14 protein-coding genes are annotated in these 14,296 nt (G+C 53.0%); 6 read left to right on the top strand and 8 right to left on the bottom strand.

The genetic code is table 11. The features are described from left to right. Positions 1-71: 71 nt before the first annotated feature. Together arsH and DAI21_RS15645 are read left to right on the top strand one after the other, a co-directional pair. Positions 72-779 (top strand): arsenical resistance protein ArsH, encoded by a 708-nt coding sequence (gene arsH, locus DAI21_RS15650; protein WP_107703559.1) that lies wholly within the window; start codon positions 72-74, stop codon positions 777-779. A 305-nt stretch (positions 780-1,084) separates the two neighbouring features. After that, positions 1,085-1,447 (top strand): DUF4406 domain-containing protein, encoded by a 363-nt coding sequence (locus DAI21_RS15645; RefSeq protein ID WP_107703558.1) that lies wholly within the window; start codon positions 1,085-1,087, stop codon positions 1,445-1,447. 60 nt (positions 1,448-1,507) lie between these two features. On the opposite strand, the gene DAI21_RS15640 is transcribed toward DAI21_RS15645, so the two are convergent. Beyond that, the gene (locus DAI21_RS15640; RefSeq protein ID WP_107703557.1) at positions 1,508-2,281 is read right to left on the bottom strand and encodes a DeoR/GlpR family DNA-binding transcription regulator; all 774 of its coding nucleotides are present in this window, start codon (positions 2,279-2,281) and stop codon (positions 1,508-1,510) included. An 86-nt stretch (positions 2,282-2,367) separates the two neighbouring features. Between DAI21_RS15640 and DAI21_RS15635 the strand changes: the two genes are divergently transcribed. Continuing rightward, the gene (locus DAI21_RS15635; protein WP_100780147.1) at positions 2,368-2,952 is read left to right on the top strand and encodes an NUDIX domain-containing protein; all 585 of its coding nucleotides are present in this window, start codon (positions 2,368-2,370) and stop codon (positions 2,950-2,952) included. A gap of 185 nt (positions 2,953-3,137) precedes the next feature. On the opposite strand, the gene DAI21_RS15630 is transcribed toward DAI21_RS15635, so the two are convergent. The 4 genes from DAI21_RS15630 to DAI21_RS15615 form a co-directional block, all read right to left on the bottom strand. Further along, positions 3,138-4,328, bottom strand: a complete 1,191-nt coding sequence (locus DAI21_RS15630; protein WP_107703556.1) for a cytochrome c biogenesis protein/redoxin — start codon at positions 4,326-4,328, stop codon at positions 3,138-3,140. A 137-nt stretch (positions 4,329-4,465) separates the two neighbouring features. Next, positions 4,466-5,764 (bottom strand): ATP-binding protein, encoded by a 1,299-nt coding sequence (locus DAI21_RS15625; RefSeq protein WP_107703555.1) that lies wholly within the window; start codon positions 5,762-5,764, stop codon positions 4,466-4,468. Further along, positions 5,761-6,501, bottom strand: a complete 741-nt coding sequence (locus tag DAI21_RS15620; RefSeq protein WP_025204193.1) for a response regulator — start codon at positions 6,499-6,501, stop codon at positions 5,761-5,763. Before DAI21_RS15620 ends, DAI21_RS15625 begins: the two co-directional genes overlap by 4 nt. A 44-nt stretch (positions 6,502-6,545) precedes the next feature. Next, positions 6,546-7,541: an alpha/beta fold hydrolase gene (locus tag DAI21_RS15615; RefSeq protein WP_107703554.1), complete on the bottom strand. Its 996-nt coding sequence runs from the start codon at positions 7,539-7,541 to the stop codon at positions 6,546-6,548. A gap of 285 nt (positions 7,542-7,826) precedes the next feature. Here DAI21_RS15615 and DAI21_RS15610 point away from each other — a divergent pair, with 285 nt between their 5' ends. Together DAI21_RS15610 and DAI21_RS15605 are read left to right on the top strand one after the other, a co-directional pair. Beyond that, entirely contained in the window at positions 7,827-8,114 is a 288-nt protein-coding gene (locus DAI21_RS15610; protein WP_107703553.1) for a VF530 family DNA-binding protein, read from the top strand. Between the two features lie 6 nt (positions 8,115-8,120). Beyond that, positions 8,121-9,425 (top strand): glycoside hydrolase family 10 protein, encoded by a 1,305-nt coding sequence (locus DAI21_RS15605; RefSeq protein ID WP_107703552.1) that lies wholly within the window; start codon positions 8,121-8,123, stop codon positions 9,423-9,425. A gap of 7 nt (positions 9,426-9,432) precedes the next feature. Here DAI21_RS15605 and dsbG read toward each other — a convergent pair whose 3' ends face one another. The 3 genes from dsbG to DAI21_RS15590 form a co-directional block, all read right to left on the bottom strand. Continuing rightward, positions 9,433-10,194, bottom strand: a complete 762-nt coding sequence (gene dsbG / locus DAI21_RS15600; protein WP_107703551.1) for a thiol:disulfide interchange protein DsbG — start codon at positions 10,192-10,194, stop codon at positions 9,433-9,435. Positions 10,195-10,363: 169 nt separating this feature from the next. Then, entirely contained in the window at positions 10,364-11,578 is a 1,215-nt protein-coding gene (locus DAI21_RS15595; RefSeq protein ID WP_100780135.1) for a diguanylate phosphodiesterase, read from the bottom strand. A gap of 182 nt (positions 11,579-11,760) precedes the next feature. Next, on the bottom strand, positions 11,761-13,242 hold the full coding sequence (locus DAI21_RS15590) for a carboxylesterase (protein ID WP_107703550.1): 1,482 nt from the start codon (positions 13,240-13,242) through the stop codon (positions 11,761-11,763). A 234-nt stretch (positions 13,243-13,476) separates the two neighbouring features. Between DAI21_RS15590 and DAI21_RS15585 the strand changes: the two genes are divergently transcribed. Continuing rightward, complete coding sequence (locus tag DAI21_RS15585; RefSeq protein ID WP_234419483.1) at positions 13,477-14,295, top strand: mannuronate-specific alginate lyase; 819 nt, start codon at positions 13,477-13,479, stop codon at positions 14,293-14,295. Position 14,296 lies beyond the last annotated feature (1 nt).

Genomic DNA, 14,296 nt, shown 5'->3' with positions numbered 1-14,296 from the left:
ATTTGACAACACATATGCTAATCCATATATGATAACTTTAAAAGTACAGCGTTTAAGAACGGAGCCATTTCATGAAACATTTACCCGCCATCGAACCACAATTCTTTGATGATACGGTCACCAGCAAAATTTCAGGCAGTGACCCAACAACGCCGCCACGCATTCTGATTCTCTACGGATCCATTCGGGAGCGTTCCTACAGCCGGTTTGCCGCAGAAGAAGCGGGGCGGTTATTGACCGAATTGGGCGCCGACGTGAAGATATTTAATCCATCGGGTCTGCCATTGCCGGACGACGCACCGGAAACCCATCCGAAAGTGCTCGAACTGCGGGCGCTGGTCAGATGGTGTGACGGGATGGTCTGGAGTTCTCCCGAAAGGCATGGCGCAATGAGTTCGGTGATGAAAGCGCAGATTGACTGGATACCGCTGAGTGAAGGCGCGGTTCGGCCGTCTCAGGGAAAAACGCTGGCCGTGATGCAGGTTTGCGGAGGCTCGCAATCATTCAATACCGTCAACCAGATGCGAATCCTTGGCCGCTGGATGCGGATGTTCACCATTCCAAATCAGTCGTCAGTGCCGAAGGCGTGGCAGGAGTTTGATGAAGGAGGACGGATGAAACCGTCAGCCTGGTACGATCGAATCGTGGATGTGACAGAAGAGCTTTTTAAAATCACGCTGATTCTGAAAAGACACGCAGGTTATCTGTCCGACCGATACAGCGAAAGAAAAGAGAATCACCAGGCGCTGTCGGCGCGAGTGAATCAGGCAAAAATCTGAGAACAGATTTCAGAGGGATGCGGAAAAGACCGGAGTGAATGAACTCCGGTTGTACATAATCAGCCTGATGTGGATGGTAGATTTGAGTAGTTATATGATTGGTGCGCATAATGTATATTATGTTAAATGCGGAATCTAATAAAACAAACGCATTACCAGACCAGCTCTACTCTTCTGCAACTGCCTTAACTCCCCCTGATGCACGATATCGCTTGAAACTGCACGTAATTGACGATTAACATAAGCCTCGAAACAAAAAGCGCACAAACGTGCAAACTCATGCACTCTTACTTACTGAGGTTGATATGACACAACAGTTGATTTTAATCGCCGGCCCCTATCGTAGCGGCACCGATGGCGTGCAGGCGCGCATTGATGAAAACCTTGCCCGCCTTGAAAACGCGGCGTTGGCCGTCTATCAACGTGGCCACGTTCCGGTTATTGGCGAATGGCTGGCCTTACCGTTGGCAAAAATGGCTGGCTCGAAATCGATGGATGATGAAATCAGTGAAGCGATGCTCTATCCCGTCGCGCACCGACTCATTGCAAAATGTGATGCTATCTACCGGATTGCCGGCGCGTCCAAAGGTGCCGATATGGACATAGAGGTGGCGCAAACGCTGGGGCTTAACATTTACACTGCGCTTGAGGATATCCCACAGGTTTGATGTTGCCTGCTGGCCTGTCGGCGTACCGACAGGCCGGATCATAAAAGCTTTTCGCGTGGGTTATGCCTCTTCCCGTTCAGAGGTCATCACCACGGAAATCCCCTTTTCTTTTACCGCGTTAATCCAGGCTCTATCGGTATCGTCTTCAACGACAATAGTGTTCACCAGCGAAAGATCACCAATCACAAAAGATGACGCTGTATTGATTTTTTCGGGGGAAGCCAGCACAACCGTTTCGGCGGCTCTGCCGGAAAATGCACGTTTGATGCTCGCCTCTTCAAAATCTCCGGTCGTCAGGCCCGCATCAGGATGGATGCCGGTCACTCCCATAAAGAACAGGTCCGCATGGATTTTTTCGATGCCTTCGATAGCAGCCGCGCCGACCGTAACAATAGAGTGTTTATACAGACGACCACCGATCAGGATAACCTCAATGGAGGGATGTTCGACAAGTCCCAGCGCAATGCCTGGGCTGTGCGTGACCACGGTTATCTTCAAATCAGGAGGTAAAAACCTAATCAGCTCTGAAGTGGTCGTGCCGCCGTCAATGATCACTACCTGGCCGTCAGAAATCAGCTGCGCACCTTTACGGGCGACATTTTTCTTGGCATCCATCTTTACCGATTTACGCTCAGCAAACGGAGCAATGGCCGAGGATGACGGCAGCGCTCCACCGTGAACTCGCTGTAAACGCCCTTCTGCCGCCAGCTCGCGTAAATCACGCCGAATGGTGTCTTCAGACACCGCGAAGAGCGTGCTGAGCGCTTTCGACTGGACCTGACCTTCAGCCTCGAGCTTTTCAAGGATCAATTGTTTTCGCTGTGTTGTGAGCATAAGGAATTCCTGATATTGCACGATTAATCTTGAAACTGCACGACAATGCTGTTTATGATAATTACTCTACGTAAGGAGGAACAAACGTGCAATCAAAACGTGCAGATGTACGCATCATAGAAAGTGAAACACTGTCAGATAACTGGTACATCCTGAAAAAATATACCTTTGATCTGCAGCGGCGCGATGGTGAATGGCAGCGGCAAAATCGCGAAGTTTACGACCGGGGAAACGGAGCCACCATCCTGCTTTATAACCGGGATAAAAAGACAGTGATCCTGACCCGCCAGTTCCGCTTCCCTGTCTTTATTAACGGGCACGAAGATGACCTTATTGAAGCTGCTGCGGGCTTGCTCGATAACATGGATCCGGAAAGCCGGATTAAAGCAGAAGCGGAGGAAGAGACCGGCTATAGCGTTTCCCGCGTTGAGAAAATTTTTGAAGCTTACATGAGCCCAGGCTCCGTCACTGAAAAACTCTATTTTTATCTCGCCGAATACCAGCTGAAAGACAAAACCAGTGAAGGCGGTGGACTCAAAGCGGAGGGTGAGGATATCGACGTACTGGAAATGACGCTGGAAGAGGCACTGCGCGGCATTGAAACGGGCAGGATTGTAGACGGGAAAACCATCATGCTGCTTTATCATGTTGCCCTGAAAGGCATTCTGTAAATGCCGTAGGACAGATACCTGCCGCAGTGCAGGTGTCTGCGGGTGTTAAGCATGCACAACGGAGATGCAAAGATGGCCGACTGGAACCCTTCCCTTCACCTGCGATAAGGAGCCGGACGTATTCGGCCCCGCCGCTGAATTGCTCTGGCTGACGTGTCATTGCTCAACGTCAGCCCTGAGCAACGTTATGACCGGGCCTCTTTAAGCAGTTGCTGGATAACGTTTTCCTGCTGTTCATAGTTACCTTCGCCAAAGGAGGTATAACGTAACTGCCCTTTAGCATCGAAATAGTAATGTGCTGGCCAGTACTGGTTTCCGAAGGCGTTCCAGATCTGGTAGTTATCATCCGTCACGACCCGATACGGCAGTTCCCATTTCTTCACCGCGTTTTTCACCGACGAGAGCGGTTTTTCCCACGGATATTCAGGCGTATGCACGCCGATTACTACCAGACCCTGGGACTGATATCGCGTGGCCCAGTCGCGGACATGCGGGAGCGTATGCTGGCAGTTGATACAGTCCCAGGTCCAGAAATCAATCAGTACTACTTTACCCCGCAATGATTCAGACGTGACAGGGTCACCATTAATCCACCCGGTTCCTCCACTTAAGGAAGGCAACTGACTCATGGGTTCGGTCATTACAACCGGCCGCAGTTTTACTGGGGAAGTGGCGGGCTTAGCCAGCGTCAGCAGCGTCGTTTCAAGACGGTCTGCCACTCCATTTGCACCTTTCAGCACCGAGTTCATCCCCGTGGCGTTGAACGCAACAGCCGTTAACATCACCACACCCGCCCCCTTGCGCAATCTCTCCATCAGCGCTGATTTGGCCCGCAGCGGTGCCATCAATTTTCGACCACCGGCCATAAGCAGGCTCAGCATAAGCGCACATCCGCTGCCATACGCCGCCAACAGCGCGCCGGTGGTGATGGTCGAATGACCCGCAATATTGATACTGAAAATAGCCCCGAGGATCGGTCCGGCACAGGGAGACCAGAGCAGACCGACGGCAAGTCCGGCCAGGAAAGCGGAAAACATTCCACGCGTTAGTCCGCTACGGGTGTTGAGGATATTGCCCGCGTTGACCGCAGGCCCGGCTATACGCTGGGCGAATGACGGGAAAATTAAGGCCAGCGCGGCCGTACCCAGAATAATGAGTGCCAGCCAGCGCCCTATTATCGTGGCATCCGTGATCCATTCGCTGGCAACAGTGACAACCATCGCCACCACGGTAAACATCACGATCATCCCTGCCAGCAGAGCCAGGATATGTCTTCGCTGCCCCTGAAAACCGGCAAACAGAAGAGGAATCACCGGGAGCGTACATGGACTGAGCAGGCTTATCATCCCGCCCAGAAAAGCGATTATCAAAAACATAGAAACCTCACATTACAGATGGCCTGCGACGCTGCAGTGAGGGTATTTCATCGTAAGGATGTGTTTGGGATGTGTGCCAAAAGGGGCGATTTGTCTGCTCTCGTATCGCTAACGCAACCGGATACAAACCCGTACAATTAGCGACGCGGTAGTGTTACCGTGACCTTCAGCCCGCCTTCAGGCCGGTTTGCCAGCCGCAGTTTCCCGTCAAGCTGCGCGGTCAGCTGTGCGGCAATCGCCAGCCCCAGGCCTGTTCCGCCGGTATCACGGTTACGCGATGTTTCTACCCGATAAAAAGGCTGTAATACCGCGTCGAGTTCAGCATCGGGTATCCCCGGCCCGCCATCCAGAATATGGATAGCAATGTATCCGGCAGAAGAATCATCAATCTCAATAACGGCATAGCCACCAAACTTAAGCGCGTTATCCAGGAGATTGGTCATCACCCGGCGAAGTGCCTGCGGCCGAGTCACTATCGGCAGGCGGGTGTCGTTTGCCTGAAACTGCACGTTTTTACCAATGTCCTGATAATCACAGGCAATGCTGTTTACCCAGGCATTGAGCTCCAGCTTTAGCGAGGTTTCCTTCAGGGATTCTGATGACCGGGCATAGGCAATCCCCTCCCGCACCAGACGGGTCATGTTATCGAGGTCGTTCAATAACTTGTCGCGTAACTCGGGTTGATCGGTCATCTCGACGCGCAATTTCATGCGCGTGATGGGCGTCTGCAGATCGTGAGAAATAGATGCCAGGATCTGCGCGCGGTCGCGGAGATAGGATTGAATGCGCGCCTGCATCGCGTTAAAGGCATGCGCGGCTCTTTGCACTTCTACCGGCCCCTCCTCCTTCATTGGTGTGTTTGCCGCCGGGTCAAGCGCTTCAACCGCACGGGTAAACTGTAAAAAAGGTCGAATCACCTTACGAACGGCGATCAAGGCACAGGCCGCAAGCATCAGCAGCTGCAATACCAGCACGACAGGTAACCAGCTGGCGACTGGTGGCATGCGTGGTGTCAGATCGATGGTTAACGGTGCGCCATCGCGTAAGGTGAGATGTGCCTGAATATGGGAAATGGGACCGGGAACGGCGGTAAACGTGAGCCGATGATCAGCCGCAAGGGTCTCTTTTAGCGTTCGAATGGCATCGCGCGAACGCTTATCCTCAGGCGGTGCGCCCGGTTCTCCTGGCCCAAGAATATAGCGATAGTTACCGCGCTCAAGCCGCGGCAGCCAGGCTTCCCGCTCCTGAGCGGGAAGCCTGTCAAGAATGGCCACGCTGGTGGCAACATCGTTTTCCAGATTACCCAGCATTACGGCGCGGGCGCTGTGCATGCGTTCAACCATCACCAGCGTCAGGCTGAGGGTATTGGCCAGTAAGAGTCCAGCCAGCACAATGACCAACAGCCGGGACAACAACGAGCGTGGCCAAAGCGTCATTCATTGGCCTCTTTTATGGTCACCGGCATTGTAAAAACATAGCCTTCACTGCGCACGGTCTTTATATAGGCCGGCGTGCGGGCATCTTCATTCAGACGCTGACGAACCCGGCTCACCAGCAGATCAATCGATCGTTCAAACAGCTCGGCATCGCGCCCCTGGGTCAGATTGAGCAGTTGATCCCGGGTCAGGACGCGCTGAGGGTGATCGAGGAACACGCGCAGCAAACGATATTCCGCCCCGCTGAGCGCCACTACCATCCCTTCACTGTCGATTAAATGACGGGCTACGGTGTCCAGCTGCCATTCACCGAACGTGACCAGTCGCCCGGCCTCTGTCACCTGTAAATTGGGGGGCATTGTGCGGAAACGACGTAAAATGGCTTTTATCCGCGCGAGTAACTCGCGTGCAACAAAAGGCTTCACGACGTAATCGTCTGCGCCCATCTCTAGCCCCAGGATCCGGTCTGTTTCCTCGTTACGCGCCGTAAGCATCAGAATGGGCAAGTCTTTATGTTTACCGCTTCGGAGCTGACGACACAACGTTAATCCGTCATCGCCGGGCATCATGACATCCAGCACCACAAGATCGATATGCTGTTTATCAAGCACAACTCGCATCTCTTTGCCATTTGCCGCGCCAGAGGCGCGATATCCAGACTTAACGAGGTAATCGACAATCAGCTCACGAATATCCCTGTCGTCATCGACGACAAGGATATGATCAATATGCTCCACAGTAATCTCCAGACTGAAGGGTAACGTATTGAAAATAGCACGTTTCAGAGGTTATCTGCGTCAACAACTGCGTTAACGAAATCCTGCGGATCTTCCTGCGGTGGATTGTGACCTACGGTTTTGCCAAAGGTACGGTGTTCATATTTACCGGTGAATTTCCCAGCGTAGGCCTGTGGAGCAGGATGCGGTGCCCCGTTGTTTCCGCCTTCGATGGTGATCGTCGGGACGATAATATTCGGAAGCGTTGCCAGTTTTTGCTCATAGCTGTCGTATTTGCGCTCCCCTTTTTCCAGCCCTAAACGCCAGCGATAGTTACTGAGCGTCACCGCGACATGGTCCGGGTTATCAAGAGATTTTGCACTGGCGTCAAACGTTGCATCGCTAAATTTCCAGTCAGGTGATGCCTGGGACCAGATCAAACGGGCGAAGTCATGGGTGTTTTTGGCATAGCCTTCAGCGCCACGTTCAGTGGCGAAATAGAACTGATACCACCACTGAACTTCGGCTTTCGGCGGTAAGGGCTGTTTGCCAATCTGCTGGCTGCTGATCAGGTATCCACTGACGGAGACCAGCGATTTAACGCGTTCTGGCCACAGCGCCGCGACGATGTCCGCCGTACGGGCACCCCAGTCGTATCCTGCAAAAACGGCCTGCTTGATGTTCAGGGCATCCATCAGGTTCACAACGTCTTTCGCCATGGCCGAAGGCTGGCCGTTACGCGGCGTTTTATCTGAGAGGAAACGAGTAGTTCCGTAGCCACGTAGAGACGGCACAATCACCCGATATCCTTTGGCTGCAAGCGCGGGAGCGACTTGCGCATAACTATGAATATCGTAGGGCCAGCCGTGTAATAAAATGATCGGTTGACCATTTTTCGGCCCGATGTCGACATAACCGACGTTAAGGTCGCCGGCGTTAATCTGCTGAGGATGATCAAAAGCCGTCGCGAAATCAGTACCGGTTGCTTCGGCCTGACAGGATATGACGGTACCAAGAGAAACGGTTAACGCCAGAGTTGAGTATGCGAGTTTGCTGGACATGTTGTTATCTCCGATTGAGTACGATTCACGGGGATATAACAACATCGGTTTGTATAACGGATATGTGCGAATGGGCCTTTATTGCAAGCCTGTGTATGTATCAGAGACGTTGATACAGTGTGATACAAATAACAGGTCATTGCGTCTTAAAGCGAGACGCGATAACGAACATCATCGTCGGCTTCGCCAATGCGAAAAGCCCCTGGATTGTTTGCCGATAACCGGACTTTCTTGTACCCTTCCCTTGCACTCCTTGACGACTCACAGCAGAAACCGGACTTCACTATGGCAGCTCATATTTCCAAAGATCCTTTGCATGGCGTAACGCTTGAAATGCAAGTCAACGCACTGGTTGCCCGTTACGGTTGGGTTCAGTTGGGCAAACTGATCAACATTAACTGTTTTAAAAGCGATCCTAGCGTTAAATCGAGTCTGAAGTTTTTGCGTCGTACTCCCTGGGCGCGTGCTGAAGTTGAAGCCCTGTATCTGGACTCGCTGGACGATGCGGCACCTGAAGAATCTGACCCGCTTCATGATGACCCTTGGGCTAACAGCCGACTGAAAAAGAGTTAACATCAGATGCCCTTACACGTTAAACGTTCTGGCGCACTTATTCTTCTCGCGCTGCTGCTCGCCAGCTGCTCATCCAAACCGCCGGTTTCCTTAGTCACCCCGCTTCCGCCGGTGACCAAACATCCACTGCCTGATAAATCACGTGATCATGGCCCGATGCGCGGCATTTGGCTGGCGACCGTGTCTCGTCTCGACTGGCCGCCGGTCTCCTCCGTGAATATCAGCAACCCGACCACCCGCAACAGCGTGCAGCAAAAAGCGTTGACCGATAAGCTCGATAAACTGAAAAGCCTCGGTATCAACACGGTATTTTTCCAGGTCAAACCGGATGGCACGGCGCTGTGGCCGTCAAAGATTTTACCCTGGTCTGACACGCTCACCGGACACGTCGGACAAGATCCAGGCTACGACCCGCTGATGTTTATGCTCGACGAGGCGCACAAACGCGGTATGAAAGTTCACGCCTGGTTTAACCCTTACCGGGTCACGACCAATACTAAACCGAGCACGGTTGCGGAACTGAATCGCACGATTTCGCTCAATCCGGCCAGCGTGTTTGTTCTGCATCGCGACTGGATCCGCACCGCCAGCGATCGCTACGTGCTAGACCCGGGTATTCCTGAAGCCCGCGACTGGATCACCAGTATTGTGGCCGAAGTCGTTTCCCGTTATCCGGTCGATGGTGTGCAGTTCGATGACTATTTCTACACCGAAACGCCAGGCTCGACGCTCAATGACTACCAGACGTTCCAGAAATATGGTGCCGGGTTTGCGTCCAAAGCCGACTGGCGCCGACACAATACCCAACAGCTGATTGAACAAGTTTCGCGCTCGATCAAGCAGCTGAATCCCGGCGTCGAATTTGGCGTCAGCCCTGCGGGCGTCTGGCGTAATCGCTCCCACGATCCTTTAGGATCTGAAACGTCCGGTGCGGCAGCCTATGACGAAGCCTTTGCCGATACCCGTCTTTGGGTGAAGCAAGGTCTCCTGGATTATATAGCCCCTCAGGTTTACTGGCCCTTCTCACGCAAAGCCGCGCGTTATGATGTGCTGGCAAAATGGTGGGCAGACGTCGTTAAGCCGACCAACACGCGCCTTTATATTGGTGTCGCGCTGTATAAAGTGGGTGAACGATCTAAAAATGAGCCAGACTGGACAATTAATGGCGGTGTGCCGGAGCTGAAAAAACAGCTCGATTTGAACGAATCGGTACCGCACATCGACGGTACGATTCTGTTCAGAGAGGACTATCTCAACCAGCCGCAGGCGCAGGAAGCGGTCAGCTACATCAAAACTCGCTGGGGTTCGTGAACCCCGGCTAGTCGGGTTTTGGACCGAACATTTCCAGCAACTGCTTCTGATCGGGCATCCCGACCACCTGCTGCAACTCATTTCGGTCATTCATGTAATAGATTGCGGGCGTAGCGTTTGCGCCCAGCTCATCCATTAATTTCTGATGCTGCTGGAGCAAATTAAAGGTGTCCCGCGATGAGGTGCCTTTCAGCTCCGGCAGAATTTTACCGCCGGAAAGCTCATACTCTTTCCACGCCGCGACCGGATCGGCTGCATTCAGAATGGCTGTCGCATTTGGGCCACTTTTCGGATTCAAAAACGCCACCAGCAGCGTATTTAACTGCACTTTCCCGGCTTTTACCCACGGCTGGGCTTCGGCCCAGAATTTTTTGCAGTACGGGCAGAATGGATCGGCAAAGACATACACCTTCCGGGGAGCCGTCTGTGCGCCCTCTTTCAACGGCTGCGTTTTGTTGAGCGTATCCCACATCTGACGGCCTAACGGGATATAAATCTCTTTCTGGAAATAGGCTTCGCTGATATTTTTCCCTTTATCATCATAAAGATAACCAGAGATAATATGCTTCCCGTCAGGCGTCATAAACAGCGTGACGCCCATGTCCTGATACTGCCCGATCCAGCTTTTTACTCCGCCGGGAGCATCAATTTCTTTGATATTATGAATGCCCTGCTGCTCGCCAAACTGCTTCACAATCGGCGGAATATCGCTGGCTGCCATGGCCAGCGCGGGAATAAACCATGTGGTCATAAGAAGAAGATTGCGCATAACACACCTGTAAAAAGAAGACGCACCGATAATAGACCATAACGATGGATATCCCCTTACCTGGTGTGTAAGGTTTTGTCTTTGTCACTTTTTTCCTGAACCAATAAGCGCCAGTTCCCTTCTCACAACCAGGCGTTTATATGCGCGGAGAGAAAAATTTCATCACGCGTTAATGCGTCATCAGTGGCCAGTGAATATCCCCGACACCGTTGAGCTGCGGACGGGAAAACAGGAAGCCCTGGAAACGTCTGATCCCGGCCGATTCCAGCCAGCACCACTCTTCCATCTTCTCGATACCTTCAGCCACCAGCGTAATTTCCAGATCGGTACAGCAGCTGACAATCGATTTCACGATCGCCTGCTTCGGGCCGCTGAGATGAATATCACTGACAATTTCCCGATCAATTTTGATCTTATCCGGCTGGAATTTGGTGAGCAGCGACAGCCCGGCATATCCCGAGCCGAAATCGTCGATAGCCAGACCGATCCCCGCTGCCCGCAGTTGTTTGATGGCGCTATTGAACTGTTTAAAGCCGGAAATCATTTCGTTTTCCGTCACTTCCACCACCACTTGCTCAGGCAAAAGGTGGTGTTTCGCGATATTTTCCAGCAGGAAACTCACCGCATCGGGCACATTGATTAGTGAGCCAGGCAGCAGATTAATGGCGATCTTATGACTGCCAATGCCGATTTTTTCTGCTAGCGCAAAGACATAGGCTTTGGTCTGAAGATCGATTTCATAGAGTTTGTCAGGATGAATGGCATTAAAGAATCGCTCCGGACTTCCCCCGTCATTGCCGCGAATCAGCGCCTCCAGTGAGGTGATTTTCCCCTCTGAAGGCTCTACAATGGGCTGGAAAGCAAACTGGCATATCTGGTTCGTCATTAACCCCTCAACACCTTGTCCAAAAGGCGCCAGTTCTGATTCCAGTTTCCAGCTTTCGGGGCGAAATGCATCGTTCGCACCAGGCTGCTTTTTATGCGTGATAAAGCGCTGAATGAATTTAAATACTCGATCTTCAGAAGTGAGGTAGCTTTCGAGTTTGCTGTAGCGCAGCACCGATTGCAGCACGGATTTTGGCGTATCTACCTGCAGGTCGAACAGCAGCATGCCAACGTTTTCGAAGCGGCGACGTGGCCCGTAGTCGCGCATCAGTTCCACGACGCCATTATGCCGTTTGTCAGCCCGGATTTTCTGGAAAAGCGCAACGACGTTCTCTTCTTTTCCCTCAAGGATTTGCAGAAACTCCGCGCCGTTAAACAGCAGAATGCCGGTAATGTTTAGCCCGGCATTACGCTGTTTTGCTTTTTCGACCAGTGAAATGAGCTCGAATGGTTCACAGGATGAATTTAACTGGCTTCGATAAATGAGTGTAGTCAGCACGGTAAGTCAGTCTCGCCATGATAATTTCGCCTTTAAGCGATTGTTTATCATAATTTATAGCCGCCGACTAATAATATTGCCTCAACAAATCATTTTCAGATTTTTTAGTGCAAACATAACCAGCACAAATGTAGTAATTGTCACTTCGCCCTCTTTTATCCCCGCCAGGGGATATTTTCCGTTTATCCCTTTGCGGGGATAATTCGCTGATTAATCCTCTCCAGCATGTAGCTATAAAACGGATTTGAGGTCACGCGCATCAGCGAATCCATCCCTACCACCAGCACCGATGTTTCGCCGCGCAGGGCGATATTTCCCAGGTTGATACCGTAATGGTGCGGATTCACAGGCTCGCTGCCGTACAGATCGTCTGTTGGCGGGAACGGAATCGCCACATGCGATAAAGAGTAGAGATCGCGCGGATAGGGCGTCGTGAGCGGTTGAACGGTATCATTCACCGCTCCGGGCGCCGTGGTGCGGGCTTCAGTGTTTAACGTCTGCGCAGAGGCATTGGTCACCACCGTGATTGCGAAGCGGCGCGGCACAGTCGGCAGCAGCCCATTCACCGCCACATACGAACCCGGCCTGAACAGCGGGCGCAGCGTGCTCGCCTGGTTGATATCGAATATAACCAGCTCGCTCCCGTTCTCCGGCAGCAGATTAAACAGCGAATCGACCACCCCGCGCGTGCTGACGGTGGAATCCATCACCGACTGAAACGCCAGCACCGGCGGGAACGAGGACAGTTTGTTCTGGCGCGCCTGATTGTTAAGCTGCTTTTGCAAAGCCTGCGTTAACTGCCAGGACTGGCGCGCGGCATTCACCGGAAAGGAGTTGTATTTAAACGGATTATATTCGGGCAGAACGCTGAGCCACGCCGCTTTGGCAAACGACGGCAACAGCGCGGGTAACCCCGCCAGACCGGCAAAACGCGCAAACGCGTGGACGCGGATCATCGGAGAAAGCAGGATCAGCTGTTGCGGTTTGCGAAGACGGGGATCGTCATTGGCGTCGAGGGCATATTTCATCGCCAGCGCCCCGCCGTTGGAATAACCCACCAGATGCAGAGGCACATCGCTGCCCGCCAGCCGCGTGGCATCGCGAACCGCCATACGCGCCACGGCAAGCCACGCTTCCCAGTCGACATTGGTAAGCGCACCCGGTGCCGTACCGTGTCCGGGCAAGCGTGGCGCAATGGCCACAAACCCGCGCTGTTGATAATCAACGGCGATACTGCGTACGCTATAGGGCGAATCCGTCAGCCCGTGCAACAGCACAACGGCGCCTTGCGGTTTACCTTCCGGCATCAGCACAAACGAACGATTGCCGTCATCGGGAAACTGCCCCGGCCACATAGGGCTGTGACGATAATAGCGGTTCAGCGGCGTCTGATCCGCTTTATCCAGTTTGTCCGTCACCTCTGTTTGCAGATCGTGGAAAATCGCCTTTTCGCGCGTCAGATAATCACTGAAACTGGCGCGATCAACCTCCTGCACAGACATCTCGTGCGCCGTCCAGGTATGCCAGGGATGCAGCGCTGGGCCGGTTTCGGTCTTATAGACCCGCACTGCCAGCAGCACGATCAGCACAATTCCCAGCACCATAGCGGCACGTTTCATCAATGCCCACACACGCACCCGTATCCGCCACGGCAGATTAGCCATTCCCGTCTCTCTTTCTGTAAAAAATAAGGACCTATCTTAAAAGAGATAACGCACGATGCCAAAAGTGCAATCCTGGCGTACAGTCATTTGATGCGTCTGACACTCCTTCTGCTGCTTCTGCCCATGTCTGTTTTTTCGGCACCGCTCGTGCCGCCCCCCGGTTTTGTCAAAGCCCAGCCGCACAGACTGCAAGGTAAATGTGTTCCTCTCCCCGCGCCGTACACCGGCAATCTTGTGTTTCGCAGCAAATACGAAGGATCGGACAGCGCTCGCGCGACGCTAAACTCGCAGGCGTACAGCGACTTTCACGCCCAGACAAAACCGATAACCGATTTTGAACGTGGGATTGCCAACATGGTCTGGCGCTATAAACAGAGCGGCGATGAGAAAACGCGGGAGTGTGTTCTGCATGGCTTTACGAGCTGGGCAAACGCCGGGGCGTTAACCTCGACGCAAACCAACCACACCGGGCGGTCGATGCGTAAATGGGCGCTGGCGACGCTCGCCACCAGTTGGATTGAACTGAACGCACCGGCAAAAGACGATGGTGCGACGACGCGTTGGCTGTCGTTGCTTGCCGATCAGGTGAAAGATGACTGGGACGGTCTGCCCCTTTCTAAAACCAATAATCACAGCTACTGGGCTGCATGGTCAGTGATGGCGGCGTCGGTAGCGCTCGATCGCCGGGATCTGTTCGACTGGTCGTTAAAAGAGTACCGCATCGCGGCAAGTCAGATTAACGCGAACGGCATATTACCCAACGAGCAAAAACGCGGCCCGCGCGCCGTGGCCTATCATCACTATGCCCTTCAGCCGCTGGTGATGATCGCAAGCTTTGCGAAAGCTAATCAAGTGGATATCACCCAGCAAAACCGTGGTGCACTAAAAAGGCTCGCGGGTTACGTCCTGACGCACGACACCCAAGATGAGTGGTTAGAGCCGTATTGTGACCTGACGACATGTGACAGCGTCACGCTTGCGCGAAGAGACGGACTGCGCCCAATAAAAAACCGCCGTCTCGGCGGTCAGTTAACGCTCATCTACGCACAATAGC

Source organism: Lelliottia sp. WB101, assembly GCF_003051885.1.
Classification (GTDB): domain Bacteria; phylum Pseudomonadota; class Gammaproteobacteria; order Enterobacterales; family Enterobacteriaceae; genus Enterobacter; species Enterobacter nimipressuralis.
This window is presented reverse-complemented; position numbering and strand designations above follow the sequence as displayed.